Origin of the sequence: Chryseobacterium sp. JM1 (assembly GCF_000737715.1) — a bacterium.
Classification (GTDB): Bacteria; Bacteroidota; Bacteroidia; order Flavobacteriales; family Weeksellaceae; genus Chryseobacterium.
On the sequence record NZ_JPRN01000002.1, the window covers coordinates 480,503 to 507,146 of the forward strand.

Annotated in this window: 26 protein-coding genes and 1 tRNA gene; 9 read left to right on the forward strand and 18 right to left on the reverse strand. The window is 37.9% G+C overall.

Annotated elements, in window-relative coordinates:
* Positions 1-12: 12 nt before the first annotated feature.
* A tRNA-Val gene (locus IW22_RS04395) sits at positions 13-87 on the forward strand.
* A gap of 99 nt (positions 88-186) precedes the next feature.
* Positions 187-1,308: a hypothetical protein gene (locus IW22_RS04400; RefSeq protein ID WP_034724407.1), complete on the forward strand. Its 1,122-nt coding sequence runs from the start codon at positions 187-189 to the stop codon at positions 1,306-1,308.
* On the opposite strand, the gene IW22_RS04405 is transcribed toward IW22_RS04400, so the two are convergent.
* From IW22_RS04405 to IW22_RS04420, 4 genes are read right to left on the reverse strand one after another with little or no spacing between them, the layout of a single operon-like run.
* Positions 1,298-2,269, reverse strand: coding sequence for a glycosyltransferase family 9 protein (locus tag IW22_RS04405; RefSeq protein WP_034724408.1), 972 nt, complete (start codon positions 2,267-2,269; stop codon positions 1,298-1,300). The two genes, IW22_RS04400 and IW22_RS04405, sit on opposite strands and share 11 nt — an antisense overlap.
* Positions 2,270-2,271: 2 nt before the next feature.
* Positions 2,272-2,691, reverse strand: coding sequence for a SufE family protein (locus tag IW22_RS04410; protein WP_034724410.1), 420 nt, complete (start codon positions 2,689-2,691; stop codon positions 2,272-2,274).
* Between the two features lie 48 nt (positions 2,692-2,739).
* Complete coding sequence (locus IW22_RS04415; RefSeq protein WP_034724412.1) at positions 2,740-3,834, reverse strand: glycosyltransferase; 1,095 nt, start codon at positions 3,832-3,834, stop codon at positions 2,740-2,742.
* Positions 3,834-4,058: a hypothetical protein gene (locus IW22_RS04420; protein ID WP_034724413.1), complete on the reverse strand. Its 225-nt coding sequence runs from the start codon at positions 4,056-4,058 to the stop codon at positions 3,834-3,836. The genes IW22_RS04415 and IW22_RS04420 overlap by 1 nt, the downstream gene beginning before the upstream one ends.
* Before the next feature lie 152 nt (positions 4,059-4,210).
* On the opposite strand from IW22_RS04420, the gene IW22_RS04425 reads away from it, so the two are divergent.
* Positions 4,211-6,745 (forward strand): ATP-dependent Clp protease ATP-binding subunit, encoded by a 2,535-nt coding sequence (locus IW22_RS04425; protein ID WP_034724414.1) that lies wholly within the window; start codon positions 4,211-4,213, stop codon positions 6,743-6,745.
* 334 nt (positions 6,746-7,079) lie between these two features.
* On the opposite strand, the gene IW22_RS04430 is transcribed toward IW22_RS04425, so the two are convergent.
* Complete coding sequence (locus IW22_RS04430) at positions 7,080-7,607, reverse strand: hypothetical protein (RefSeq protein WP_034724415.1); 528 nt, start codon at positions 7,605-7,607, stop codon at positions 7,080-7,082.
* A 116-nt stretch (positions 7,608-7,723) separates the two neighbouring features.
* Between IW22_RS04430 and mnmA the strand changes: the two genes are divergently transcribed.
* Both mnmA and IW22_RS04440 read left to right on the forward strand, forming a co-directional pair.
* Complete coding sequence (gene mnmA / locus IW22_RS04435; RefSeq protein WP_034724416.1) at positions 7,724-8,911, forward strand: tRNA 2-thiouridine(34) synthase MnmA; 1,188 nt, start codon at positions 7,724-7,726, stop codon at positions 8,909-8,911.
* A gap of 80 nt (positions 8,912-8,991) precedes the next feature.
* Positions 8,992-9,198 (forward strand): hypothetical protein, encoded by a 207-nt coding sequence (locus tag IW22_RS04440; RefSeq protein ID WP_034724418.1) that lies wholly within the window; start codon positions 8,992-8,994, stop codon positions 9,196-9,198.
* A gap of 322 nt (positions 9,199-9,520) precedes the next feature.
* Here IW22_RS04440 and IW22_RS04445 read toward each other — a convergent pair whose 3' ends face one another.
* Together IW22_RS04445 and IW22_RS04450 are read right to left on the reverse strand one after the other, a co-directional pair.
* A complete protein-coding gene (locus IW22_RS04445; protein ID WP_034724419.1) occupies positions 9,521-9,874 on the reverse strand; it encodes a hypothetical protein in 354 nt (117 codons plus the stop codon).
* Positions 9,875-9,889: 15 nt separating this feature from the next.
* Positions 9,890-10,651 carry a glycine-rich domain-containing protein gene (locus IW22_RS04450; RefSeq protein WP_034724421.1) on the reverse strand — a complete coding sequence of 254 codons (762 nt, stop codon included), beginning with the start codon at positions 10,649-10,651 and terminating at the stop codon, positions 9,890-9,892.
* 117 nt (positions 10,652-10,768) lie between these two features.
* Between IW22_RS04450 and IW22_RS04455 the strand changes: the two genes are divergently transcribed.
* Positions 10,769-11,665 (forward strand): hypothetical protein, encoded by an 897-nt coding sequence (locus IW22_RS04455; RefSeq protein ID WP_034724423.1) that lies wholly within the window; start codon positions 10,769-10,771, stop codon positions 11,663-11,665.
* Between the two features lie 122 nt (positions 11,666-11,787).
* Here the strand turns inward: IW22_RS04455 and IW22_RS04460 are convergent, their stop codons facing one another.
* The 9 genes from IW22_RS04460 to IW22_RS04500 all read right to left on the reverse strand — a co-directional run bounded on the left by IW22_RS04460 (position 11,788) and on the right by IW22_RS04500 (position 20,259).
* Entirely contained in the window at positions 11,788-12,531 is a 744-nt protein-coding gene (locus IW22_RS04460; protein WP_081873888.1) for a LytR/AlgR family response regulator transcription factor, read from the reverse strand.
* Between the two features lie 55 nt (positions 12,532-12,586).
* The gene (locus IW22_RS04465; protein WP_034724424.1) at positions 12,587-12,862 is read right to left on the reverse strand and encodes a 2TM domain-containing protein; all 276 of its coding nucleotides are present in this window, start codon (positions 12,860-12,862) and stop codon (positions 12,587-12,589) included.
* A 24-nt stretch (positions 12,863-12,886) separates the two neighbouring features.
* Positions 12,887-13,183, reverse strand: coding sequence for a 2TM domain-containing protein (locus IW22_RS04470; RefSeq protein WP_034724425.1), 297 nt, complete (start codon positions 13,181-13,183; stop codon positions 12,887-12,889).
* A gap of 302 nt (positions 13,184-13,485) precedes the next feature.
* Positions 13,486-14,055 carry a methyltransferase family protein gene (locus IW22_RS04475; protein ID WP_034724426.1) on the reverse strand — a complete coding sequence of 190 codons (570 nt, stop codon included), beginning with the start codon at positions 14,053-14,055 and terminating at the stop codon, positions 13,486-13,488.
* Positions 14,056-14,536: 481 nt separating this feature from the next.
* A complete protein-coding gene (locus IW22_RS04480) occupies positions 14,537-14,839 on the reverse strand; it encodes a 2TM domain-containing protein (RefSeq protein ID WP_034724428.1) in 303 nt (100 codons plus the stop codon).
* Entirely contained in the window at positions 14,826-16,157 is a 1,332-nt protein-coding gene (locus IW22_RS04485; protein WP_034724429.1) for a 2TM domain-containing protein, read from the reverse strand. The genes IW22_RS04480 and IW22_RS04485 overlap by 14 nt, the downstream gene beginning before the upstream one ends.
* Positions 16,158-16,286: 129 nt before the next feature.
* The gene (locus IW22_RS04490) at positions 16,287-16,937 is read right to left on the reverse strand and encodes a hypothetical protein (RefSeq protein WP_034724431.1); all 651 of its coding nucleotides are present in this window, start codon (positions 16,935-16,937) and stop codon (positions 16,287-16,289) included.
* A gap of 83 nt (positions 16,938-17,020) precedes the next feature.
* Positions 17,021-19,264: a TonB-dependent receptor gene (locus IW22_RS04495; protein WP_081873889.1), complete on the reverse strand. Its 2,244-nt coding sequence runs from the start codon at positions 19,262-19,264 to the stop codon at positions 17,021-17,023.
* Positions 19,265-19,356: 92 nt separating this feature from the next.
* Positions 19,357-20,259, reverse strand: coding sequence for a GyrI-like domain-containing protein (locus IW22_RS04500; protein ID WP_034724433.1), 903 nt, complete (start codon positions 20,257-20,259; stop codon positions 19,357-19,359).
* Positions 20,260-20,409: 150 nt separating this feature from the next.
* On the opposite strand from IW22_RS04500, the gene IW22_RS04505 reads away from it, so the two are divergent.
* Positions 20,410-20,913: a superoxide dismutase family protein gene (locus IW22_RS04505; RefSeq protein ID WP_034724435.1), complete on the forward strand. Its 504-nt coding sequence runs from the start codon at positions 20,410-20,412 to the stop codon at positions 20,911-20,913.
* Positions 20,914-20,967: 54 nt separating this feature from the next.
* On the opposite strand, the gene IW22_RS04510 is transcribed toward IW22_RS04505, so the two are convergent.
* Together IW22_RS04510 and IW22_RS04515 are read right to left on the reverse strand one after the other, a co-directional pair.
* Positions 20,968-23,097 (reverse strand): carboxy terminal-processing peptidase, encoded by a 2,130-nt coding sequence (locus tag IW22_RS04510; RefSeq protein WP_034724437.1) that lies wholly within the window; start codon positions 23,095-23,097, stop codon positions 20,968-20,970.
* A gap of 244 nt (positions 23,098-23,341) precedes the next feature.
* Positions 23,342-24,472, reverse strand: coding sequence for an MBL fold metallo-hydrolase (locus tag IW22_RS04515; RefSeq protein WP_081873890.1), 1,131 nt, complete (start codon positions 24,470-24,472; stop codon positions 23,342-23,344).
* A 409-nt stretch (positions 24,473-24,881) separates the two neighbouring features.
* Between IW22_RS04515 and surE the strand changes: the two genes are divergently transcribed.
* Both surE and IW22_RS04525 read left to right on the forward strand, forming a co-directional pair.
* Positions 24,882-25,652, forward strand: a complete 771-nt coding sequence (gene surE, locus IW22_RS04520; RefSeq protein ID WP_034724441.1) for a 5'/3'-nucleotidase SurE — start codon at positions 24,882-24,884, stop codon at positions 25,650-25,652.
* On the forward strand, positions 25,652-26,317 hold the full coding sequence (locus IW22_RS04525) for a GNAT family N-acetyltransferase (RefSeq protein WP_034724443.1): 666 nt from the start codon (positions 25,652-25,654) through the stop codon (positions 26,315-26,317). Before surE ends, IW22_RS04525 begins: the two co-directional genes overlap by 1 nt.
* Positions 26,318-26,644 lie beyond the last annotated feature (327 nt).

The following is a 26,644-nucleotide window of genomic DNA, read 5'->3' on the forward strand; positions in this document are numbered from 1 at the left end:
AAAAAAAATTCAGGGCTCTTAGCTCAGTTGGTTCAGAGCATCTGGTTTACACCCAGAGGGTCGGGGGTTCGAATCCCTCAGGGCCCACAAAATCTCTCAGTTTTCTGGGAGATTTTTTTTGTTTATCACCATTGATAGATATTATATTCTTTACCTTTGCGGTCTTAGTCACAAGTATACTATTTTTTGAAGGAACTTCATCTTATATCGTTCAATTACCCCTATCCTCCCTCTTACGGAGGCATTATCGATGTTTACTATAAGATCAAAGCATTGTCGGACACAGGCATTAAGATCCATCTGCACTGTTTTGTAGATAAGATCCCGGGGACCATTGATCAGGAAATTAAAAGTATTACAGAAAACGTCTTCTTTTACAGGAAAAAGAAAAACCCGCTTCAATATTTTTCTGCAGTTCCTTTTGCGGCTTCTATAAGAACTTCTGATGCGCTTTTTAAAAATCTCATGAGCGTACAAGCTCCTATCCTATTTGAAGGCCTACAAACCACACATATTATCCGCAAACTAAAAGACAAAGACTATAATCTTTATCTTCGGTTACACAATAATGAAACGGAGTATTACAAAGGGCTTTCTTCTTCAGAAAAAAATGTTTTCAAGAAGCTTATTTATAAGATTGAATCTTTAAAGTACGCAGACTATCAAAAAAGAACTTTAAAAGAATTTAAAGGGGTTTTCTGCCTTTCTGAGAAGGAATTTAATGAAGTGGATGCCTACTCGAAAAATGCACACCTCATCCATATCTTTCATGGCAACGGATCCGTAAAATATCTGGACAAAAAAGGAGATTATTTTCTTTTTCATGGTGACCTCAGCATATCGGATAACAGAAAAGCATTAGAGGAAACTATCAGTATGTTTAAAAACCTTCCTCAGCACCAACTTGTTGTTGCATCTGACCGCGCCGGTGAGGATTTAAAAAAGAAAATCAGCGATATCGGAAACATCAGTCTTGTACCCATTGAAACGACTGAAAATTTACACCACCTTTTTGAAAATGCACATGCCAATATTCTCCTCTCCTACCAGAATTCCGGCACAAAAGTAAAACTGTTTAACGCATTGTACAACAGTAGATTTGTTATTATTAACGAAAACATAACTGATGACAGCGCCTTGATGGATTTATGCCATTTCGGCTCCGGTTCGGACGGAATCCGCCAGCACATTATTGAAATAGCCGCAAAAGACTATGACGAAAATGATGAAAGAAGAAAAGTTCTGGAAAAGAACTATTCTGACGATGCTAAAGCCGAAGAAATGGTTAAAATTATCTTTAAAGACTGACCGCCTTTACTATTTTCTGGACACTCAGTTCTTCAAGACAGGCCCAATCCCCACGATAACATTCTTTATCCCCAAAAACAGAGCAAGGTCTGCAGGTAAGATCAGTCACCTGAACTACATCATTTTCACTCTGTCCAAAGCCTAAAAACCCTGCATACGGATGCGTAGAGCCCCAGATAGAAACACATCTGGTTCCCATAAGACTGGCAAGGTGCATATTGGCAGAATCCATGGAGATCATTAATTCAAGTTCGGAGATTTTGTGAAGCTCCTGTGAGAGATTTAATTTTCCGGAAAGACTTTTTGTATTAGGAATTTCGCTTTCCCATTTCTCAAGGGTTTCCGTTTCTTTTTTACCACCGCCAAAGAAATAGATGGTGTGTTTTTGAGCCAGAATCTTCACCAGCTCATATGATTTTTCCAAAGGAAGCATCTTTCCCCTGTGCTGTGCAAAAGGCGCAAAACCTATCCCTGATTTTTGTCCCGGTGCAGGTCTCAACTGATGAGAAAGTTCCACTTTAAAACCAATCGCACGGAAAACATCTGCATAGCGCTCAACCGTCTTTTTTAACTGTACTTTATTCAGGTTCCAGACATCAGTGAGTTCTTCCTTTTCTTCTTTTCCTTTATTGATTTTAAAGACTTTAAGTCCTTTTCGTCTGTAGATCTTATCCAGAATCTTGGTTCGGATCACATCATGAAGATTCGCTATAAAATCAGGATTAAATTCTTTGATCAGTTCATTGGCAAGCCTCCTCAGTCCAAAGAATCCTTTATACTCATCAAGGTTAATTCCTTTGAATATAACGTTCGGAATATCAGCAAATAAGCTTTCGAAATTTTTTCTGGAAACCATGATAATTTCCACATCCGGATTCTGCTCCAGAAACTCCCTGAAGACAGGCGCTGTCATAGCGACATCACCGAAAGCGGAAAAACGATATGCTAGAATTCTGGTCAAGTCTAAGATTTTAACTGATAAGCAACTGCGTAAAATTTAATCTGCTTGGTCATCGCCATTAATCCGTTGGCTCTGGAAGGCGAAAGAAACTCCTGAAGTCCGATTTCTGCAATGAATTCAAAATCAGAATCTAAGATTTCCTGGGTAGAATGACCGCTGTAAATACTTACCAAAAGAGAAACAATTCCCTTTGGAAGAATACCGTCTGAATCAGCATCGAAAAAAAGCTTACCATCTTTGAATTCAGCATCGATCCAAACCTTACTCTGACAGCCTTTGATGAGATTATCATCTGTTTTTCTGTCTTCAGGCAGTCCTTTTAATTCTTTTCCAAGATCAATAATATATTCATACTTCTGTTCCCAGTCATCAAGAAACGCGAATTCGTCAATTATTTCCTGCTGTTTTTCTTTAATGGTCATTTTTTAACAATTATCTTTTGCAAAGATAACCAATTTTATAAAGATAATTTATGAAGATGCTTTTTCGAAAAGCTGTAAAATCTTCATTTCTTCATTTTCCCAGCAAAAAACGTCCGCAGCTTTATCAAGTTCGTTGCCGTAATCTCTCCTTCCTCTCTTCAACACCCTGTTAATTGCTTTCTCGATCGTTTCAGGCTGATGATCAGTAACAATTTCTCCTATGTCAAACTGGTTTTTAATACGCATCATTTCAGGAAAGTTGATCATGACTAGCGGCACCCTGGACTGAATATAGTCACAGACTTTATTGGGAAGAGAGAAAAAATAACTTACTCCATTATTTTCTTCAAGACTGAATCCTACATCTGCTGTTTTGGTGACTTCTCTAAGGTTTTCCGGCTTCAGCTTACCCAGAAAAAACACTTTATCCTGCAGTTTCTCCTGAATGACAAGATCCTCATACGTTTTCTTTAAAGGACCGTCTCCTGCGATTTTTAAAACAGCATTCTGAATAGAATGCATCGCCAGAATCACTTTATCAATCCCTCTGGATTGGTTTACGGCACCCTGATACAGTATTATCTTAGGATCATTATTTGGAATTTCGGGTATAGAAAGGATTTTTCTTGGAATATTTCTTACCACCACAGCGTCTACCTTATACTTTTCATGGAACCATTCGGCATAACTCTGACTTTCCGTCATCATGAATTGTATTTTAGGAACCATATTCCCTTCCAGCAGTCTCCAGAATTTCTGTGAAAATCTATTTTGTACCGCCGGCATTTCCGTGAAAATCTCATGGCTGTCAAAAACCAGAGGAATATTCAGTTTTTTTGCGATCAGGTAATTGGGAAGAAGGGCATCAATATCGTTGGCGAGAAGAATCGTATTCTGATCTGCCTTTTTCTTTAGCTGCTTATACAATTTCCAGTTGAATTCAAAATAAGCCGTTTTTAAACTTGTTGATTTTAATTGTATCCGGGAAAAAGGATAAGGACGTTCCATCTTTTCATTCCCACCCCAGTCATTTCCTATAAGTTCCACAGGATATCCATTGTCAAAAAGGGTTTTACAGACTTTTTCTATTCTCTGATCTGTATAGAGGCTGCTAAAGGCAGAAACCAATATTTTCTTCTTCATTATTTTTTTCCGCCAAATATTAAATAATAGATCTGAATAAGGCAAATCAGCCCGTTCGGGATGATAACCGGCCAAAGTAAACCATTAAAAATACCATAAATGACAAAACAGATACAGCCTATCATATTGACAATTCTAATTTTTCTTACATCTTTCAGTATGAAACTCAATACAATGAAAACTGATGCAGAATATCCGATATAAGTAGTAATTTCGGGATTCATGAGGAAATTTTAAAGGATAACAAACTTAATCATTTTCAATAAGATAATAAAATTTTTTCTGCCATAAAGTCATTAATTGATTTTTGGTAAAATATTTGTAATTTAGATAATGAATAATTGGCACTGTTGCTATTATTCTAATGAGATATATTATGGATTATAAGTTTTCACAAGGTTTGAGCCAAGTGTTCAAACAAAGCAAAAGCGAAGCTAAACGGCTGAAAAGTGAATTTCTTAATACAGAACATCTACTTTTAGGTATTATAAAAACGGAAAACTCTGCAAAAGAAATCCTTCAAAACCTTAATGCGGATTTAACACAAATCAGAAGAAAAATTGAAACTTTAAATACAGCAAGTCTTAATCCTATTTCTGAGGAGGTTACTAATATTTCTTTCACCAAGATGGCAGATCATGCGATCAAACGTGCAGAGTTAGAATGCAGACAGTATAAAAGCAATGAAATTAATACCGTTCATCTGCTTTTAGGCATTCTTTACAAATATGAGGACCCTACTTCAAACATTTTAGGAGCTTATGACATCGACTATGAAGGAGTTTCAAAGGAATACCAGACGATGCTTAAAAATTCCGGACAGGCACCACAGATGAGTGCGTATGACGATGACGATGACCGCGAGGAATTTGAGCAGATGAGGAAGCCTTCAGGAAATTTAGGCTCTGCAAAAAGTAAAACCCCTACACTGGATAACTTTGGTAGAGACCTTACTTCTTTGGCAAGAGACGGAAAATTGGATCCTGTAATTGGTCGTGAAAAAGAAATTGAGCGTGTTTCTCAGATCTTATCGAGAAGAAAGAAGAACAACCCTCTTCTTATTGGTGAACCGGGAGTTGGTAAATCTGCAATCGCAGAAGGACTGGCTTTAAGAATTCAGCAGAAGAAAGTATCGAGAGTTCTTTACGGAAAACGCGTTATTACTTTGGATCTGGCGAGTTTAGTAGCCGGAACCAAATACCGTGGTCAGTTTGAAGAAAGAATGAAAGCGATTATGACAGAGCTGGAAAAGAACAGAGACGTGATCCTATTTATCGATGAGCTTCACACTATTGTAGGTGCAGGAAGTTCTACGGGAAGTCTGGATGCATCCAATATGTTCAAACCGGCTTTGGCAAGAGGCGAAATTCAATGCATCGGGGCAACCACGCTGGATGAGTACCGTCAGTATATTGAGAAAGATGGTGCTTTGGAGAGAAGATTCCAGAAAGTGATGGTGGAACCTACCAATATTGAGGAAACCATTCAGATTCTGAATCAGATTAAAGACAAGTACGAAGAACATCATAATGTAGTGTATACTCCGGAAGCCATTCTGGCGTGTGTCAATTTGACAGCGAGATATATTACAGACCGTTTCTTACCGGATAAAGCTATTGACGCATTGGATGAAGCTGGTTCACGTGTTTATATTAAAAACATGAAAGTTCCGACTGAAATCATTGATTTTGAAAAGAAAATCGAGGATATCAAAGAAATGAAGCAAAAAGCGGTTAAAGCTCAGGATTATCTTGAAGCAAGAAAGCTTAAAGATGAGGAGGAACGTCTGCAGATGGAACTGAATTCAGCTCAGGATAAGTGGGACAAAGATGTAAAAGAGAAAAAAGAAACCGTAACAGAAGAAAATGTAGCGGAAGTGGTTTCTATGATGAGTGGAGTTCCGGTAACGAAAGTGGGTAAGAACGAGCTTGACAAGTTAGCTCAGATGGATGACAAACTGAACGGAAAAGTGATTGGTCAGGAAGAAGCTGTGAAAAAAGTTGTTAAGGCCATTCAAAGAAACAGAGCTGGTCTTAAAGATCCGAACCGACCTATCGGTACGTTTATCTTCCTTGGAACAACAGGTGTTGGTAAAACTGAGCTTGCTAAAGTAATGGCAAGAGAGCTTTTCGAATCTGATGAATCTCTGATCCGAATTGACATGAGTGAATACATGGAAAAATTTGCGGTTTCAAGATTGGTTGGTGCGCCTCCGGGATACGTAGGATACGAAGAAGGTGGACAATTGACTGAAGCGGTAAGAAGAAAACCTTATGCTGTGATTCTTCTGGATGAGATTGAAAAAGCTCACCCTGATGTATTCAACATTCTTCTGCAAATTTTAGATGAAGGTCACGTTACGGACAGTTTAGGTAGAAAAATTGATTTTAGAAATACAATCATTATCCTTACTTCAAACATTGGAACAAGAGATCTTAAGGATTTCGGAGACGGTGTAGGATTCGGAACTTCAGCTAAGAAAACAGGTTCAGATACAAGAGCGAGAAGCACGATTGAAAATGCGCTTAAAAAAGCATTTGCCCCTGAATTCTTAAACAGAATTGATGACATTGTGATCTTCAACTCTCTGGTACAGGATGATATCAAGAAAATTATCGATATCGAACTGAACAAGCTTTATGGCAGACTTGAAAAATTAGGTTATAAAGTAGAGTTAACGGAGGATGCGAAAAACTTTATTTCTGAAAAAGGATGGGATAAAGATTTCGGAGCAAGACCGTTGAAACGAGCTATCCAGAAATATATTGAAGACTTATTGGCAGAAATGCTGGTGAACAAGCAATTAAACGAAGGAGAAACTGTAGTTCTAGACGTGAATGAAGCTAAAGACGGCCTGACCGGAAAAACTTCAAAACCGAAAAAGACCACTGAAAAGTCTTCTCAACCGTAAACAAATAATATCATCATAATGAAAAGCACCGGAATGTTCCGGTGCTTTTTTGTTTTCTTAGGTTTTGGCAAAAACCCGTTCCCATGTTTATTTTTTTTTATTTTAACCACGGATTTCACAGATTAACACAGATGATTATGGCTAACGAGCTATATTTCTCATAGAGATTTTTAATGTAAAATAATTAAAACAAATGTTCACATCAATAACACGCAAACATCTGTGCCCATCTGTGAGATCTGTGGTTAGAAAAATTAAAGATGTTTATGTTTTAATTTCTATCAAAAAGAAAAAATATGCGCAATTATCTGTACGAATCCGTGGGAAATAAAAATTAAAGACCTACCACAAAGCCTATGTTCGGGACAAGGCCGCTTGAGAATATACTTGAATTTTCTTTCCATAGAACGTTGTACATCAAACCAAGCTGCAAATAAGAATTGTTCCCGATTCGTTGCATATAACCGCCTCCAAGATACAAAGCATCTTCATCCGCATTTGCCTTAAAATCGTAAAATTTATCTTTATAATTGATGAAATAATGCTGGTAATTGGCGCTTACATAAAAAGTTCTTGCGATATAATAATTCAGAAAAGGACCGACTCCGAACATTGTAGAACTATATGAATTGGATTTCTGCCACGAAACACTTCCCAAAAGTCCGCCTTCAAGATCATCAGTAAGCCTGTATCCTACTCTTGGAGCGGCTGAAAGATTAAAATAACTATTGCTTCCGAAACCAACTCCAATTCCGCCTCCGAAAGTCCAACGGTTGTTATTTTCAGGAGAAGCTCCAGCTGCAACCTGCGAAAACATTGCTCCTGAAATCATTAAGAGTAGAGGAATAATAAACTTTTTCATATTAAATTGTTTTTATCGATGTTTAAAATTATACTTTTTTTCCGACTTTATTTAGTTGTATTTTTGCCGGGTCAAACTAAGAACTCCCGTTAAGAGTTTCGTAAAATTGAAATACAATGAAAGTAGTAGTAGGATTATCTGGAGGAGTAGATTCCAGTGTCACAGCGTATTTATTACAACAGCAAGGTCATGAAGTAGTGGCTTTGTTTATGAGAAACTGGAATGATGCTTCAGTAACGCTGGAGGATGAATGTCCATGGATTGAAGACAGTAACGATGCCCTGATGGTGGCTCAGAAATTAGGAATCCCTTTTCAGGTGATTGATATGAGTGAGCTTTACAAAGAGCGCATCGTAGATTATATGTTCGATGAATACCAGAAAGGAAGAACTCCGAATCCGGATGTTTTGTGTAACAGAGAAGTAAAATTTGATGTTTTTATGAAGACAGCAATGTCTTTAGGTGCTGATAAAGTGGCGACTGGGCATTATGCTCAGGTGAATTCCACTTTTGATGAAAACGGAAAAGAAATCTTCCATCTTCTAGCCGGAAAGGATAACAATAAAGATCAGTCTTATTTTCTGTGTCAGCTAAGCCAGGATCAGTTATCAAAAGCATTGTTCCCAATCGGTGAGCTGACAAAACCGGAAGTAAGAGAAATCGCTAAAGAAATCGGGCTTGTTACTGCAGATAAAAAAGATTCTCAGGGATTATGTTTTATCGGAAAAGTAAGTCTTCCTCAATTTTTACAACAGCAATTGGTTCCTAAAGAAGGAGAAATTGTAGAGATTTTCAAAGATTCACCATTATTTTCTGTAGAAAAACCTGAATTTTCTTCAAAAGAGGAAGAGCTGGAATTTTTAACCCAGAAAATTAATTATAAAAAAGCTGACGGTAAAGTAATCGGAAAGCACCAGGGCGCTCAGTTTTTTACGATCGGACAAAGTAAAGGACTAGGAATCGGCGGCCATAAAGAAAGCTGTTTTATCATCTCCAGAGACATGGAAAACAATATTATTTTTGTGGGTGAAGGTCATAGTTCTCCGGGACTGCACAAAAAGGCATTGAAAATTGATAATGCAGAAGTCCATTGGGTTCGTGAAGACATGAAACTGGAGAATGGAGCATCAATGGAAGTCATGGCAAGATTCAGATACAGACAGGCATTGCAGAAAGCGGTACTTTATCAGTTTGAAAATGCATTGTATGTTGAATTTGAAGAGCCACAGTCAGCAATTGCGGAAGGACAGTTCGCAGCATGGTACATCGGTGAAGAGCTTATTGGAAGCGGTGTTATTGCCTAATGAAAAAGTTTTTGAAAATTTTCTGTAACGAATTTTAAGTTGTTAGACTTACTCGGTAAATAACAATAAAAAATATCACTATGAAAACGACTTCAAAAAACCAGTATGCTTTTGTCAACCTGCTTTTAATCCCTATTGTAAGTGCCGTTTTTGGGTATAATCTTTATCAGATGATTGTACATACGGAAGCTTCAAATATTGCAGCCACCCTTATTCTGGCAGTGATCACTTCTGTGATGGTACGCAAATACGGTTACAAACCTACCAAGGAAAAACAAGATAATTAAATTATCTGATGATACTTATAAACCCCGAAGCATTATTGTTTCGGGTTTCTTTTTGATGGATGTATTGAATTTATTAATGTATCACGAGTTTTGTAGTTGTTTTTTTTAACCACGGATTTTCACAGATGTTTGCGTACATCATCCAGAATAAAAATTCTTGATTTTTTTTAAACTTATGTGATCTTTTTTCACAAAGTATTTCAACTTAAATGATACTTAAGTGTTAAAAGCTTTTGAAACTTTTGTGGTTAAAATTCCCACCAAATACGTGAATCTCATTGTCAGACATTTTTGCTTGATAAAAAGACCTTCACAGAGTCTGTTACTTCTTAATCTTATGCTTGAATTCAATGGATATAAAAATTATACTGATCATGATTTCCGCTACCAGGATACTGAATAAAATCCCCACCGGCCGGTCTAGGCTCAGTCCTCTGAATAATTTGACAACACCCAGAAGGAAAATAAAGATCATCAAGTAAAAAGAAACTTTTGAAAGACGCTCTCCGAAGGATCTTAAGGATAAAACTGAGAGATAAAATCCTATCGTCAGGGTGAAATAGAATTTTAAAAATTCCGGTCCTCTTACCATAATGGGATTCAGTGTATGACAGAATACTGCCAATCCCACAAAACTCACCCATATTGGTAGTGAATGAATGATTATCTTTTTCATAGCTTTATATTTTATTTAACCGCCACATCCGCCTCCGCAACCGCCACAGCCGCCTCCACAGCCTCCACTACAACCACTTCCTCCTCCATCGCCACCGCTACTACAGCTGGAACCTCCTCCATCACTACTTCCTCCAATGCTGCCATCATCTTTCTTTTTACCGTCGACATTTTCAATGTTGCTCTGGAACGAAGCAGCTGCACGAAAGAAGAGAAAAACAGCTATAATCGGTATTGCCACGACCGTTAATGATCCTAACACTTCTCCCAGGCACGAGGACAACATGAAAAGGGCACTCAATAACGGGATGATTCGTAATCTTTTCAGCCAGATTGTCCTGCTGCTAGTCTTTTCTTTCTCATACCAGATATCCCTCGGAGCTTCCTGCTGAAAGATGTTCTTATAGCTTTTCATGGTCTCTGAAAACCAGTTCCGGTGTTTGGCGTTTTCTTTAAAGCCTCCTTTTGAAGGATGATGATGGAGCTTTCTTTGTAAGATATTCGGGCAGAATTCTTCCCAATAGTTCTGTGTGTAAATCAGGTGCATATGCCACACTTTATCTACCGTTTCGCTTGGAGAAGCTCCATTGGGAAGGATGCAGCAGAGATAGACAAATTTTTTATACTCCTGAATCGCCTTTTGAGCAAAATCTAAGGTCCAGTGCTCTTCTTTGGCCAGTTTTTTCGAAAAAGGAAAATCCGCATCTGAAGCATCGAGTGAAAAACTCTGTATCCTGCTCCAAAGGGTTTCGTCTTTTAATAAGATTTTAGTTTCCATTGTGTTACCATTTATTTTTCTACTCAAATATCAATGGATTAAACAATATAAAAGTCTTTCACAAATCTTATTCGGATGTATAAAAATCTTATATTAGTCTTATAAAATTAAAATCAGATGAAAAAGGAAGATATTCAACATCTTGAGAAGTTAATGAATTTCCTGAGTCAGCATTTTTTGAAGAAAAACAGATGGGAAGATGTCACTAAGACAGAATGGTCCTACATCAGTGCAGAACTGAACGAACTGATTACGAATGATCACTCAGAAAGAGAAATTAAGAAAGAACCTGATCTTCTGGGCTCTAATTATCTTTATGAACATTTGATCATCAACAAATTAAAGAAATATCAACAGAATGAAAATGCTGTTTTAAGCAGACCGAATCTTGCTAAATTAAGCCAGATGGTCAAAGTTCTGGGGTATTCAAATTATATTGATTTTGTTAATTCAAACACGGAAGCATTTAATTTCAGTGATCTCAGGATCGATATGAATAATGTGAAGCAGAATACGGCCCTTTTAGACCGTTTGGTGGGATGCTGGTATTCGTATAACAGAAATCTTCCCGAGAATCCTTTACAGGCAAGAGATGAGCGTATATGGCGTTCTGCCATGGAGGTCTATAAATCCGAAACCACCGGTGAATATTTCATCGAGCGAAGCGGCGGCGATCATCATAAATATTTCGGAAAAGTGACGGCCTATTCCGATTACGTATTCATCATCATGAACAGTAATACGTTTATCCGTCAGCGACATTTTATCTCAAGGATAAAAGATATCAAGGAAAAGCTTAAAAATCCAGAATACAAGCTCCATGAGGTTCATTTTATAAGTACATGCATCAGTTTTAATCAGGAGCCAATTGCTCTGTTTGAAATATTTCAGAAAGCAGACCGGAAAACCTTTATTTCAGACTCTATCAGCTTCCCAATTGACAGTGATGAAATTCCTGCTTCTATTCTAAAACAGCTTGAAGACACTGAGTCTAACAGGATAGATTACAGGTAGGGCTTTGAGTTTGAGGGTTTGAGGGTTTTAGTGTGAGAGGGTTTGGGTTGTCTGATATCTGATGTCTCCTCCAAAAATTCACGATTCACTTGCGAAGCAAAATTCACCATTGACGTCTTCCTCTACCCCACCAGCCATTCCTTAAAATCCTTCACCCTATCGCGGCTTACAGTGATTTCTTCCTGTGGCTGAAATTCCATATCCACTTTATAGTATGGGGAAGTGTGGATGTTTTTTATATAATCTGAATTGATGATAACCTGTCTGTTGACCCGGAAAAATTTCTTTTCTTCCAGAATATCTTCCAGTTCATCAAGGGTAAAATCTGATGGATAAACACGTTCTTCCGTTTGAAGATAAACAATCTTATTTTCACTGAAAAAGCAGCTTATTTCCTGAGTCTGAACAATTTTCAGATTGTATCCGATTTTCACCAAAACTCTGGACAGTGTAGACTTTTCCTTTCGGATCAGCTGTTTGATGTCCTCAGAGCCTGTCGTATTATTGGCCGGAATAAAAGATTTGAACTTTTCCACCGCTCCGGAAAGATCTTCTTCCAGAATAGGTTTTAAAAGATAATCGATGCTGTTCAGCTTAAATGCTTTCAAAGTATATTGATCAAAAGCTGTCGTATAAATGATAAACCCTTTCGTGGGTACTTTTTCAAAAATATCGAAAGACAGGCCGTCTCCAAGAACAATGTCTGAAAAGATCAGCTGCGGATGCTCGTTTTCAGCAAACCAGGCAACTCCTTCCTCTACTGATTCTATTTTACCAACTATTTCTATTTCAGGAAAATTACTCAGCATTCTTTCCAGTTTCCTTGAAGCAGGTTTTTCGTCTTCGATAATGACAGTCTTGATCATTGAGTTCCAGTTTTTAGTTTAAATCGGGAATAAAATTAGATAAAAAATAAACAGTTTAAAAATCTATGCTCTTTTTGTTTTTCTTCATCTCTTTTTCTATAATCCCTTTTTCCCATTCTGAATCCAGAAGGAATAATTTTACTGCTTTTATGGTTAAGAAAATTCCCCAGATGACCAGAATAACAGATCCATCAAATAAAGAAAAATCGAATTTCCCGTTTTCAAAAATATCATCAAAGAAGATAATTCCGGCTACTATTCCAAACCAGAGAAGGCTTTTGTAAAATTTCTTCAGTTGAGTCACTCTTTCGTATGCGCTATCGTAATCCATGATCGTTAAAGTTTTTATGGTTAATTATAATGTTTTTATGTTTCTCGAGTCCTGATCCATCAGTTCCTTGATCTTTTTTTCCTCCCATTCTTTTCCTATCCCGAAGACACTCACAGCGTGTGCTACGATTCCGACTCCCCATCCAAGCATCGGCCAGTAAAACCATAAATGACCGGGAGAGGTAAGAAGATTCAGTGCCAGTAAGAATGGAATAACAAGACAGTAGGAAGTCAAGTTTCCGTAGAATCCTTTCAGTTCTTTTACTCTTCTTGCTGCTTTTTTGTAAGCCTGCGTTTCTTTTGTGTATCCTAATGTTTCCATAATTTTTATTGTTAAAAGGTGAGTTTGTTTTTTTGTTGAATCAAAGGTAGGTCAGAAATGGGGCTTCAATCAACTTTATATGACTGAGTGGTAGATTATGCTTTCTGAATCGTAAAAAGATCGTTTTACTTGTTTTTGGATAAGCGCTAAGGTGCACGGTTTTCCTAAATTGAGAATATGTAAGGCGCTAGAAAATCAAAGATTTTCAGCTAGTTATTGATATCAATAAGTTGGAATTTTGTTTTTATAATCTCTCGCAGATTTTGCTAATTGAGCAGATACTTATTTCGAGTAAATATAGATCAGTAGATAAAAGGAATCAGTTTTTTAGTCTTCTTACGATATTGTATATATTCTTCTCCGAACTGTTCTACAAGAGCCTGTTCTTCGATTTTGATCCGGTAAGCGAATGCGATAAATGGTGGCAGAAAAGCCAAAACTATTGAAAGCCAGTTATTCAGATACAATCCTAATCCTAAGGAAGTTAACAGTGAAAATGCATACGAAGGATGTCTCAGGTATTTATAAAACCCTTCTTTTTTAATCTGATGATCTTCTCTTATCGTTACATCTACCGTAAAGTATTTCCCTAAAGATCTGATAATGACAAATCTGAATATAATTCCGATCAGGATCAATGCTTCACCCACATACAAAATCCAGACTCCTTCCGTGATTGGAAACCTTGTCATATACGAAGCGGCTACTGAAGTGGCTATCGAAAACGGAATCGCCATCCACAAGATGTTCAGTGTAGATTTATCTTTGTCTTTCTTGTCCTCTTTCCCTGATTTCAGCATGTTTTTATAGAGGAACTCCGTGATAAACCAGGCGGCCATCGAAATGGAAAATAAGATTTGTAGAGGATGCATATCTGTATTGTTAAGGTTTAGGTTAAGGTTTAGGCTAATGCATTTGTTTTTATAATGATTTCAGAATATCTCAAGTATCAATCGCAGCACTTAAGGATGTTGCGGGATGCGGGGTTCGGGGTTCTAATCAGGAACAGCGTTTTACACGGATATACTGGATTAACTTCAAAACTGGAGAGCTTTTTATACGCAAAGTTTTATTCTAAGACCGTATAGTTTTGAGGGTTGCAAAGCATAGAATCAATCAAAAATTGATTCGAATAAGCGGGCGTTATTATATCCGTCAGCTTCATCATCGACACAGTCGAACTCTTTGCCTTCCTCAAAATCATGCGCTTCCTAAATCAATCTTTGCGTTGAAAAACTTGATCTCTTATCCTGTTTTGGATCTCTTACCCTGAAACGAGTAACTCATAACTTAAAACTCATAACCAACAAGGTTAAAATTCAGTTTGATTTTAGCTCAATCATTCATCACGATTTACTTTTTCTTTTTCTCCATCAGTTTCCTGATCTGCTTTTCCTCCCAGTCTCTTATAAAGCCAATATTGGGCAGATAAACCGCTATAGCATGAGCTACCAGACCAATTCCCCAGAAGGTCGCCGTAAAGAAGTTTTTGAACTGAAAATAGCTCTCTCCAGGCTCTAAATGCTTAATATTATACACCACAATCATGGCATTCACCGCAATATAGGCGAATAAGTGCCCGTAAAATCCTCTTAATCGCTCAACCTGCCTTCTGGCTTGCTCATAGCGGACGTTTTCTTCATCATAGGTTTCCATTATTTCTATTTTTTTGTTTGTTCATGATTTCGCGGATCTTCTTCTCTTTCCAGGATTCTCCGACTCCAAAAACCTGGAATGCATGAGAAACGACCCCCACTCCCCAACCTAACATGGGAAAGTAAAACCAAAGACTATTAGGAGAAGTAATAAGGTTGATGATCATCAGAAAAGGGATGATGGTACAGTAGGAAATCAGGTTACCGTAGAAGCCTTTTAATTCCTTTACCCGCTTCTTTGCTTTCTCGTAAGATCCGTTATCATCTTCAGGTTTTACGCTGATTGTGTTGGGCTTATTGGAAAGTATCGGAACTTTTACTTTAAAATAATCCGTCGATTTTTCAATAAAAACATTCTTCTTCGTAAGCAGGGCATAACGCTGAACAATATTAGCAAGTCCTATTCCGGCACTTTCTTTCATCTGTTCTCTGGCCTGAAGATTATTTTCAATGCAGAGCGTATCATTTTCCGAGAATATTTTAATGACTAAAGGTTTTGAAGATGTTGCAAAATTATGTTTGATACAGTTTTCCAGCAAAAGCTGAAGTGAAAGCGGGACTACATATCTCCGGTATTCCTCTTTTTTAATATCGAAAATAAAATCCACGCTGTCTTCAAATCTGGTTTTTAAAAGTTCACAGTAGGTTTTCGCAAATTCAATCTCATCTTCCACCGTCACCAGCTCTTTATCTTTCTGTTCAAGTACATACCGGTAAATCTTTGACATTGAAGCGGTAAACTTCTGCGCCTGATTCGGGTTTTCATCGATCAGAGCGCTCAATACATTTAAAGAATTAAAGAGAAAATGCGGATCCAGCTGGTTTTTCAGACTTTCAAACTGTGCGTTGGCCGACTTGGCAATCAGCTTCTGTTCCACCACTTCTTTTCTGGAGGTCTTCTTCATTTCTTCCATAAAACTTTTGGCATGGAGAAAAGCTGAAATCAGAAGCGCGATATTGATCATGAACCAATTGGTCGTTGCATATTCTTTGGAGAAAAAAGCTTCTGTGGTGGCTACTTTCTGGATCTGTACGTAGTTGATATAATTACAGAAATAGACCAGAATAAAATTCCCGATGATGATGGAAACAACACTTAATACGGTTCTTATCCCAGTAGTTTCAGACCACGGAAATTTCTTATTGAGAAAGTCGTTGATAAAAGCATTTCCAAATCCAAGAATAAAGGAATACATCGTAGAGATCAACAGGGTGATCAAAAAATTGTGAATGTTCTTCTCCTTCGTAAAAAACAAGAAGAAAAATAGCGCTGTTCCCAGCGAGACCCAAAATAATATGATAATTCCTTTACGTTTCATGAGCAGTTTTCCTGGTTCAAAATTAGTCTTTAATAAAGGTATCAAAAATTATTATTTACCGAAGGGCAGATTTTCCTATCCGAATGGAATAAAAAAAGCCTTCCGTGTCAGGAAGGCTTGAATTCGTTGTTATTTCGCCGGCATACTCAGAAAATATTCCGCTTCTGTTTTGCCCCAGTTCGGATCTAAGCTTGTTTTTGGTTTGTAGGCATTAAATTTTGCCAGTGCCTCTTTGAACATTTCCAGACCTTTGGTTTTGCTTCCTCCATACTGCTCAGGCGTAAAATACACGTCTTCTGCTTTGATAAGCGCAACTCTCGGGTTTGAAGGATCCAGTTTTTCTGCGATCCCCATTTCCTCAGTGGCCTTCGCTCCGTCTGTCATATAACGCTGTGCCGGATTAACCATCATTCTTAAAGATGCAGCCATTTTTCTCAGCAAATGGATCTCTGCATTGTCTGCTCCTGCAAGGTTTTGTGCCATCGCCAGATACTTGTCTGCCTCTCCGGCTGTTTCATCCAGACTTTGCATATTCCCGTTTCTCATCATCAGTCTTCCTTTTTGAATCTGGGAAAATGCTGCGTAATAAGGAGGAAGCCATTTCGAGCTTTCCTTGCTTCCGATCCTCTGGAAATCATTGGCCAATGTCTGGAACTCTTCCGGCGTTTTACAGGTCTCTGTTTTCGCGATCTTTTCAGTCATTATTTTTTCGTAATCTGCCTGTGCAAAAGCTGTTAAACTCATAAAAGCTAAAGCAAAGCTTAATAGGTATTTTTTCATTTTATCAATTTTTTTTAAGTGAGTTAATTGTCTATCCGAAGTTATGTATTTTGCAACGATTGTGATATCTGTCGCGGTTATTTTTATAAATTATTGTTAATGGCATCTTGGGTTCTGTCTACTCCAAAACTGATGAAAGCGCCTATAAACACAAAGGTATTGACCGGTGGAACTACCGATGAGCTTCTGGATCCGTCAAGGGAGAAATTATATCCATAAACGTTTTTAGATCCTAAAACATTCGAAACACTCAATACAAATACGGTAAATGCCTTGGCGTCTTTCTTCCCTAAATTCGGAAGGTAATTGAAGCTGATATTTAAGGCGTTGTAGTCTTTCAGTTTTCCTTCATTTCTGATGTAATTAACTACATTACTGTTTTCTGTTTTCGTTGCAATATCATAATAAGGTCGCCCTTTCGCATAGGTATAGGATAAATTCACGCCTAGTTTCCATTCCGGGATAAATCTTTTAGCTACCGCAGAAAGCGTATGTGCGGAGGCAAAATTTGGCTTTAAACTCATCGGATAATTGATGAAATCTCTCTGAGAATCGAGGAAAGAGTAGCTCAGCCAGTAATCGATGTTCTTGAAAGTCTTTTTATCTCTCCAGAAAAGCTCCAGCCCTTTTGCATAGCCGTAACCATTATTATTCAAAGCAGTCTGTACCTGTTGATTCTGCTCATTGTTTGGGGTAATATTGAATGTTTTGATCAACTGGTCATACTTCTTATAAAACGCTTCAAAACGCAGGCTTCTTCCCTCTGATGCTCTCTGAACCTGGAAAATATAATGCTGTGATTTCTGAAAATCCAGATCTGAAGGTCCGTTGATGTATCTGCTTTCAGGATTCTGATAAAACAATCCGTAGGCAAAGGAAGTTGTCCAGTCTTTGGCCAGACGGTAAGCCAGTGCAAAACGGGGTGCAAAATTGGTTTTTCCTAAAAAGGAAGAGTTTTCTGCCCTTACTCCTATTTTCGCTGATAATGCATTACTGAACCCAAGATCCGTTTCCGCGAAAACGGCAGAGATCAGGTCTGTATAATGTTTCTGCACATAACCAAAATTGAGTTTTTCATCTGTATTATTTAATTCAAAACCCGCTCTTACCGCACTTATTTTATTGATTTTTCTTTCAACAACCGCTTTAAAATTAAGGTAATTTCCATTGGTTAAAAGCTTTGATGGATCTGATTCCAAATTATTGGTTTCTGTAGAAAAATTAAGATCAGATCTGTTGTAGGAGTAAGAAGTGGCAGCATTCAGGAGGTATTTTCCGAATTTCTGTTTAAAAGATAGATTGTGATAGGTATTATTTCCCTTCAGTCTTACGAGGGCAAAATCATATCCAGGTTCTAAACTCTCTGTTTTCACTCCCATTTTATTGGAATCGTACATTCCGTAGTACTTCAGAAAACCGCCTGATTTTGTTTTGATTCTGAAATTAAAATCACCATTTAAACCCTGGGGAGCATCAATAAAATCTGTATTAAAATTAAAAACGTTCTGCATAAGACTCAGGAGTGAGTATCCCAAAGTAGCTCCAAAAGAATGGGTTTTATTTTCCCCCAGTTTCTGAAATCCTGCACTCAAAAATATGGGTGAAATTCCAAAATCTAAAGAACTCTGATCCGGAAGATCCACACTTTCCAGCATCAGTGCCCCGGAAAGGGCCTGTCCGTATAAAGCAGAATAACCGCCGCTTGAAAAGATATTTCCTTTAAACAGAGAAGTATTGAAACGGTCTCTTCCTGCAATTCCCGGAACTGAGTTTGAGAAATAATTATTGATCAAACTTCCATCCATAAAGATCTTGGATTCTGTTCCCGTACCACCTCTGATGAAAAGGCCTTCCGACTCGCCCACTTTCTGAACACCGGGAAGATAGTTTAAAGCCGAAGAAATCTGCCCATCTGCACCTGCTGTAGTATAGATGTCAATAGGTGTCAAAAGTGCCGTTGCTCTCTTTTTATCACTGGCTTCGATAGAACCCGCGGAAACTACCACTGCATCGATCTCGCTGATCTCCTCCTTAAGCTCTGCATTGACAGAAACATCCTGATTCTCAATAACAATCGCTTTTTCTATATTCTGATACTTCGGATGGGTAAATGTCAGGATATGATTTCCCTTTTCCGAGGTTTCAAAGGAGAAATTACCTTGTGCATCCGTGGTCGCACCATCATAGGTGTCTTTTAAGGTGACATTAATTTCATTGACTCCTTTATTTTTAAAAGTAACTTTTCCTGAGATCCTGACCTGTGCATATCCTGCGACAAAAGACAGAAAGGCGATCAGTAATAAAAGTTTTGTTCCCTGTGTTTTCATGGTTTTTATTTTCGGCTCAAAAATAATACGGAATATGCCTTCCTTTAAAATTAATTTTACTGAAAGGCATACTTTGACTACTGAATGGGAAATTAGTGAATCGGGATACAGAAATCCACGATCATCTTACCCTCCGGATGTTCTTTAAAGTTCGAATGGTAGATCTCGAACGGAAACGCTTTTCTCATGGAATAATGGTGTTCATTCATCCATAAAAACAGGGATACCCAGCACTGTTCAAAGTCCTGAAGGGTCACTTCCCCGCTTCCTACGATAAATTTGCCCGCATCAATCGTTTCTGAAAAAACTAATCCATCTTGTCCATCCAGCTTTTCATCCAGAAGCATACATGCATGAATTCGGACCTTATCCGGCGGAGTCACTTTGAAACTGTCATGATAAACGGAGATCATTTTGACATTTTCGCGGGGGAACAACTGTTTCTTTTTTGCCCATTCAATGAGAACATTATAGGAAGGTTCCACATTGGCAATCCCTAAGCTCATTACTGCAGCCAGATTCATTTCCGGCATTTCTTTTACTTCAATTTTTAAATTCATTTTTGTCCAGTTTAACAGGTTTTCTACATGGCAAATGTACAGGCTGAAAACGGCATCGGTTTGTCCGTTCTTGCTCTGTATTTGTAAAATCTTGTGAAAAGTTTCCGGAGCAGAATTTCTGAAGACTGAAGGTGCTATTCCATAATATTTCTTAAATGTTTTGCTGAAAACGGAGTGATTGGAGAATCCAAGATCCAGATAAATTTCTTTGATCTCCATTTCTTTCTTTACAGCCAGGTAAAAGGCGCTTTTTTCAATTTTCTTCCTGATGATATAGTTCTGGAGGGTTTCACCGGTAATGAGCTTAAATATCCTGTGAAAATGGAAGGGAGAATACATTGCTACTTCTGCAATATTTTCCAGAGAAAGATCAGCATCCAGATGATTATCAATGTATCTGATGGCTTTTATGATTCTTTTTTTATGTTCTTCCATGGTTAATGAATGTGGATCGGTAAAGGTATCAAGATACGCTGTATTTCAGTTGTCATATATTGCTGTTTTCGAAAAAAGGATTGAAATCATAAAGCCTTTCGGAAAATGTTTTATAAATTTAACGGTATAATCACTTTAAATCATTTAAAAATGAAAGTACAAACAATAGCATTACTGGCAGGGTGTGCATTTTTAGCGGCTTCATGCTGCACAACAAAAACGTACGCCGTTAACGCTAAGAGCGGAACACAAACTGGCGGAACGGCAAAGTTCACCCAGAAAGGAGACGAGGTTGTTATGAAGCTTGAAGTAACAAATCTTACTCCTGGTATTCATGCAGTACATATCCACGAAAAAGGCGACTGTTCTGCAGCCGATGGGACTTCTACAGGAGGCCACTGGAACCCGGCTAAAGACGATCACGGAAAATGGGGCGCCGAACATTTCCACATGGGAGATATCGGAAATCTAACCGCTGACCAAACCGGAAAAGCCGTTCTGACTTTCAAAACGACTAAATGGTGTCTGAGTTGTACAGATGAATCTAAAAACATCATGGGAAAAGGGCTTATCGTACATGCTGCTGCGGATGATTTCCATACTCAGCCTACAGGAAATGCAGGCGGAAGAGTGGGATGTGTAGAAATTAAGTAATTCTCTATTGCAATATAAAAATGGCGCTGATCTTCGATCAGCGCCATTTTTGTTTTATGATTTAGTTCCCATATCGGAAACGATATTCATAGCTTCCTGCAGATATGGATCTTTCTTAAGATTCTTGATCCACATTTCAGATTTCTTTTTGAAAGCTTCGTCTTTTTTCTCTCTTTCAATTTCGTTTGGATACATCATGAACTTAAGACCGTTCTCAAACTTGCTTAAAGCTTTGAATTTCTCGATCTGAGCTTTTCTCTGCTTCATCAGTTCATTGAACTTATTGATATTAAGGGTGATGTTTTCTTCTTTATCCAATTTTTCTCTCCACTGAGCAGATTCAAGCAATAGCTGATAATTGTTGTTTTTAGCCATTCTGTCTGCACTTGCTTTTTCAAGAGCCTGAATATTGAAATAATTCAGTTTCTGGAATTTCGTTCCAGGAATCTTATCCCAAGCCAAAGCATAATCATCATAACGCTCTCCTACTTCTGCATAGGTAAAGAAGTCTTTCATCTGAATATCAGAAACGATTCCTTTTCTCTGCGTAGATTCTCCCGTAATTCTGTAGAACTTCTGGATCGTCAGTTTTAAAGATCCGAAATCATCTTCCGTATTTAAGAATCTGTTCAGGTCTACAAAAGTCTGAACCGTTCCTTTTCCGAAAGACTGCGGAGAACCAATGATCATTGCTCTTCCGTAATCCTGCATTACACCGGCAAGGATCTCCGAAGCTGAAGCTGAAAGCTCGTTCTGCATGATCACTAGTGGTCCGGTCCAAATCGGAGTTTCATTTTTGTTTTTTAAGGTCTGGATCTTTCCGTTTCCGTCTTTCACCTGAACATAAGGGCCTGCTTCCATGAAAAGTCCCATGATATCCCCTACTTCAGTTAATGATCCTCCACCATTATTTCTAAGGTCAAGAACAATTCCTTCAATGTTTTGTTCTTTAAGTTTAATGATCTCATTTTTGATGTCATCAGAAGCATTTCTTCCTTTAGCATCCTCAAAATCAGCATTAAAGCTTGGAAGGTTGATAAATCCGTATTTCTTTCCGTTTGGAGAATTCACCACGATACTTCTTGCAAAAGTGTCTTCAATAGCTACTTCCTCACGGATCATCGTTACATCTTTAATGGTTCCGTCTTTTTTCTGAACCGTCAGTGTTACCGGTGTTCCTTTCTCTCCTCTGATCAGTCTTACAGCTTCATCAGAAAGCATTCCTACCACATTTACAGCATCTTCTTTCGGCTTAGATTTCACTTTTAAGATCTTATCTCCTTCTGAAAGCTGTTTAGACTTCCACGCCGGCGCACCAATCGTTAAAGCTCCTAAGAACAGATTTCCTTTTTTCTCCTGAATAAGCGCTCCGATACCAATCACTTTTCCGGTGAACTGAGTATCAAAATCTTCCTTATCTTTTGGAGAATAATAGTTGGTGTGCGGATCGAATACTTCGGTATATGCATTCATATACACGGTAAACCAATCCATTTTCTTTCTCTTTTTGAATCTTGTAAATGTATCCTTTACAAGGTCTTTCACTTCATCCGTTGCTTTTTTGATCTTCTGGTCCTGGTTTAACGGCTGATATTTGATCGTATCTTTCAAATTATATTTCTGAACAGAATCTTTCTTCTCTTTCTGAGCTTCCTCTTTGCTGTTCATAGACTCAATCTCCTGAAGAATATTGTATTTGATATACTTTCTCCACTCATTATACTGTTCCTGCTTGTTAGCCGGTACTTTTTTAAGCTTCGGCTCCAGCGTCAGTGATTCATCTTCCTGAAGATTAATAGGCTTGCTGAAGATATCCTGAGTGATCTTATCGATCTCGTCTACTCTCTGGTACAATCTGTCGATCGTAAGTTTGTAGAACGTCAGATCACCCTGGCTGATATAGTCATCAAGCTTTGTTTCATGCTTGTTGAATTCATCCATGTCCGACTGCAGGAAATATCTTTTTGCAGGATCTACCAGTTCGAAATAATGTTTATAAACGTCCTTGGAATAGGCATCATTGATGGGTTTCGGGCTGTAATGTAAATAAGAAAGTGTATTCTTTACGCTCACCATGATCGTCTGCATCTTTTCGTCGTCGTTCTTTGGCGAGTTGAAACAAAACATTAGACTTGTCAATGGAATTAGGAGTAAAAATTTATTCAGTTTGAAATTTTTCCACATAAACTGTCTTTATTTATTGATTTTTTTTAAAATATATACTACAATTAGTAGCAGCAATTAATTCGCTGTTACAAACTATCAAATTTAATACCTTATTTACAATTATCAGATAGTTTTAAATGTTTTTTACTAAAAGCATTATAGCCTATTTCTTACCTATTCTCTTACATTAAATTAAACCATTAATAATCAGAATATTAAAATGAATTTTTAAGATATTTATTCTGTGCAGATAAAATGGTTTCTATCTTACATTTTTCCACCACTGTTTAAAGATCTGTTTGCTGTCGTTCAGATCTACCAATTCACCAATCATTGGTGTCGCCAGCCTGTAATTCTTATTTTGTGAATATTTTGTGATCTCATTCAATGGCTCATTCCAGGGATGTTTTGCCAGTGTGAATTTCGAATGATGAACCGGAATCATGTTTTTCGCATTCAATTCGGAAGTTGCCTGTGCTACTTCCTGCGGCAGCTCATGAACCGACTGCCAGGCTTTATTATACTGACCACATTCCATAACGGCCCAATCAATCTGAGGATGTTTTTTAGCAATATCTTTAAAACGACTGCTATATCCACCATCACCACTGTAATAAATATTCATAGCAGGTGACTCTATAAAAAACGAAAGCCACAAAGCCTGAGAACTTTTAAATCCTCTACCTCCATCGTGATGGGTATTCTCTGCAAAAATGGTAAATCCGGGCTTCACCTCTACACGATCTCCCCAGTCCTTTTCTACAATCTGCTGTGCTGTGTAGCCCCATCTTTCATAATGTGCCCCAGCTCCTAAACCACAAATTACATGCTTTACTTTTGGCTGCAATGCTTTGACCGTTTCATAGTCCAAATGGTCATAATGGTCGTGAGAAAGAAGCATATAATCAATCTCAGGCATATCATTAACGGAATAAATATCGCTTCCTTCATAGGCATCAGGCTTTCCGGGAAGTGGTGTCATTTTTCCACTGAAGACAGGATCCACCAAAATTTTAACGTCATCTACCTGCAAAAAGAAGGACGAATGCCCAAACCAAACGATGACATTGCGGTCTGCGGGAAGTGTTTTAAGATTTGTTTTTATAGAAGGTAATACGTCGATGGGTTCAGTATGCGGATACTTTTTAGTGAGTGCTTTCCAGATTTCCCCGGTAAAGCTATACCCTTCCGACAGAGTGGGTTTTTCTATCAGGTTTCTGAATTTACCGTCTTTATAATGAGGAGATTTCTTCATCAGTTCCAGCCTTTTTCCTTCCGGAAGAGCTCCGAATTGTGGCTGTTTCATATAAAAATAGGTTGCAATGCCCAAAACAACAATCACGCACAAAAGAAAGATCAGTGTACGTCTAAGCATTCTTAAAAATCTCTTCATTGGGTAAAAGTTTCACTGTTTTTTATGTCCAATATGTTCATGTTCTAAAATTTGATAAAGCAAATTTCGGTAATGTAATATAATCATACTTTGCTGAAAAGTTCGATTTTGTTTGTTGAAAGGCTCAATATTGAGAATAATTTTGGTCAATTTCAAGACCCTTTCCTGCTAAAGCTTTGATATCCTATTAAATTCCGTTGAAAGCTACACAATCATCCGAATCATAGCATTTTAATATTTTAATCCTATCTCTTAAACCCAAACTTATATTTTTTGAATTGCCTTTATCTTCAAAAGTTTTTAGCTAAATTTGAAGAGTGAGAACTTTTTTCTGATGTCTAAAATGACAAAAGAGCAGTTTTCAAACAGGCAATTAATGCCTTATACCTTCTTAAATTAAACTGATTTTATGGAAAGACCGCTTATTCTGGTTACTAATGATGATGGAATCACCGCACCTGGTATCAGAAACCTTATACAATTTATGAACGAAATCGGAGATGTTATTGTGGTAGCACCCAACTCTCCCCAAAGTGGAAAAGGCCACGCCATTACCATTAATTCTACCTTAAGCTTCGAAGAAGTAACACTTGACGGACCGCAGACTGATTTTTCATGCAGCGGAACACCCGTAGACTGCGTAAAAATGGCTCTTGACAAAATTCTGACAAGAAGACCGGATATCGTGGTTTCAGGAATCAATCATGGCGCCAATTCTTCAATCAATGTGATCTATTCCGGAACGATGTCTGCAGCTGTAGAAGCGGGTGTGGAAGGAATTCCTGCGATTGGATTTTCACTGATGGATTTCAGTTGGGAAGCTGATTTTACCCAAGCCAAAGAATATATCCAGAATATCGTAAAAAGAACCTTGGAAAACCCAATGCCTAAAGGAATTGTACTGAATGTGAATATTCCAAAACTGACCGCCGGAGAAATCAAAGGGGTAAAAGTTTGCAAGCAGGCTAATGCAAAATGGGAAGAAAGCTTTGACGAAAGGGTGAATCCTCACGGAAAGAAATATTACTGGCTAACCGGCTATTTCAACAATATGGACGAGTCGGAAGATGCTGATGAAACGGCATTGGCGAACGGGTATATTTCAATCGTTCCTGTGAAGTTCGATCTTACAGCTTATGAATACATGAAGACGCTGGAGGAAGTAATGAATTTTGACTGATGTACTCAAAGTTAGACAATCCTGTTTACCATTCACTTAATGAATATCATGAAAAGTTCTGCTTTAATTTTGGGGACACGAAATTTTATAATCCCGAAGTAGCCTCCTTTGGTGGTGCAGCAGAGCTTTCAAGAGAAAAAGACATCACAGAATATGCAAAAATCTGTGATGATTTTCTGATTTTCGGAGCGAAACCTGACCTGGGAAATTTTAAAACAGAGCTGTCAAGACTTGTCTGTGATCAGTATGTTCTGGAAAACCCTATTCAGCGTGATCTGACTGAAGAAATTATTGAGCTGAAAGAAGAAAACCATGAAGAGCTTCTGGCATTTGTGATGAAGTTCTATCCTTATTATTTTAAAGCAAGGACGCCTGAACTCGGTCGCTATTTCGGCATTTTTAAGGATCATAAACTTGTTGCCGTTACAGGGGAAAGAATGCAGATGAATGATATGACAGAGGTAAGCGCAGTGATCACAGATACGGATTATCTGGGAAAAGGTTTGGCTAAACAATTGGTGACTTTTGTTTCCGGAAAAATATTTGAAGACGGAAAAACACCTTTCCTGCATGTCGCGGAAAGAAATACAGGCGCGAAAAGACTGTATGAAAAGCTCGGTTTTATGCATCGGGGAACTATAAACTTATGGGGAGTGAAAAGATGATTTTCCGCCCTTTTTTATTTTGTTTTTTTAACCACTGATTCTTCATTATTAACCACGGATTACACGGATTTGCACAGATGATTGCGTTGATAATTTTATTTAATTTCACGCCAAGTTCTGTGAAAAATGCTTTTGAGTTGTAGGAGGCAAAGAGTTCGACTTCGTCGCTGATGAAGCTACCGGATATAGTGTCTGTTTAATCGAATCAATTTCATTGATTCCTTCCTAGTTTTCCTTTTACTGGAAAGCATTAAAATTAAACCTTTGCGTAAAAAAAGAAGAATTACCCTTTTTCATAGGTAGCCCATAACGCACAAATTCAAAAAC

Bases quoted from the DNA above. Each gene is read 5' to 3' on its own strand.
- IW22_RS04470 (WP_034724425.1), bottom strand. From the start codon at position 13,183: ATGGAAACATTAGGATACACAAAAGAAACGCAGGCTTACAAAAAAGCA.
- IW22_RS04420 (WP_034724413.1), bottom strand. From the start codon at position 4,058: ATGAATCCCGAAATTACTACTTATATCGGATATTCTGCATCAGTTTTC.
- IW22_RS04515 (WP_081873890.1), bottom strand. From the start codon at position 24,472: ATGAAGAGATTTTTAAGAATGCTTAGACGTACACTGATCTTTCTTTTG.
- IW22_RS04495 (WP_081873889.1), bottom strand. From the start codon at position 19,264: ATGAAAACACAGGGAACAAAACTTTTATTACTGATCGCCTTTCTGTCT.
- IW22_RS04510 (WP_034724437.1), bottom strand. From the start codon at position 23,097: ATGTGGAAAAATTTCAAACTGAATAAATTTTTACTCCTAATTCCATTG.
- IW22_RS04485 (WP_034724429.1), bottom strand. From the start codon at position 16,157: ATGAAACGTAAAGGAATTATCATATTATTTTGGGTCTCGCTGGGAACA.
- IW22_RS04505 (WP_034724435.1), top strand. From the start codon at position 20,410: ATGAAAGTACAAACAATAGCATTACTGGCAGGGTGTGCATTTTTAGCG.
- IW22_RS04415 (WP_034724412.1), bottom strand. From the start codon at position 3,834: ATGAAGAAGAAAATATTGGTTTCTGCCTTTAGCAGCCTCTATACAGAT.
- IW22_RS04480 (WP_034724428.1), bottom strand. From the start codon at position 14,839: ATGGAAACCTATGATGAAGAAAACGTCCGCTATGAGCAAGCCAGAAGG.
- IW22_RS04490 (WP_034724431.1), bottom strand. From the start codon at position 16,937: ATGAAAAAATACCTATTAAGCTTTGCTTTAGCTTTTATGAGTTTAACA.
- IW22_RS04460 (WP_081873888.1), bottom strand. From the start codon at position 12,531: ATGATCAAGACTGTCATTATCGAAGACGAAAAACCTGCTTCAAGGAAA.
- IW22_RS04410 (WP_034724410.1), bottom strand. From the start codon at position 2,691: ATGACCATTAAAGAAAAACAGCAGGAAATAATTGACGAATTCGCGTTT.
- IW22_RS04440 (WP_034724418.1), top strand. From the start codon at position 8,992: ATGAAAACGACTTCAAAAAACCAGTATGCTTTTGTCAACCTGCTTTTA.
- IW22_RS04525 (WP_034724443.1), top strand. From the start codon at position 25,652: ATGTACTCAAAGTTAGACAATCCTGTTTACCATTCACTTAATGAATAT.
- IW22_RS04455 (WP_034724423.1), top strand. From the start codon at position 10,769: ATGAAAAAGGAAGATATTCAACATCTTGAGAAGTTAATGAATTTCCTG.
- IW22_RS04450 (WP_034724421.1), bottom strand. From the start codon at position 10,651: ATGGAAACTAAAATCTTATTAAAAGACGAAACCCTTTGGAGCAGGATA.
- IW22_RS04475 (WP_034724426.1), bottom strand. From the start codon at position 14,055: ATGCATCCTCTACAAATCTTATTTTCCATTTCGATGGCCGCCTGGTTT.
- surE (WP_034724441.1), top strand. From the start codon at position 24,882: ATGGAAAGACCGCTTATTCTGGTTACTAATGATGATGGAATCACCGCA.
- mnmA (WP_034724416.1), top strand. From the start codon at position 7,724: ATGAAAGTAGTAGTAGGATTATCTGGAGGAGTAGATTCCAGTGTCACA.
- IW22_RS04445 (WP_034724419.1), bottom strand. From the start codon at position 9,874: ATGAAAAAGATAATCATTCATTCACTACCAATATGGGTGAGTTTTGTG.
- IW22_RS04465 (WP_034724424.1), bottom strand. From the start codon at position 12,862: ATGGATTACGATAGCGCATACGAAAGAGTGACTCAACTGAAGAAATTT.
- IW22_RS04500 (WP_034724433.1), bottom strand. From the start codon at position 20,259: ATGGAAGAACATAAAAAAAGAATCATAAAAGCCATCAGATACATTGAT.
- IW22_RS04425 (WP_034724414.1), top strand. From the start codon at position 4,211: ATGGATTATAAGTTTTCACAAGGTTTGAGCCAAGTGTTCAAACAAAGC.
- IW22_RS04430 (WP_034724415.1), bottom strand. From the start codon at position 7,607: ATGAAAAAGTTTATTATTCCTCTACTCTTAATGATTTCAGGAGCAATG.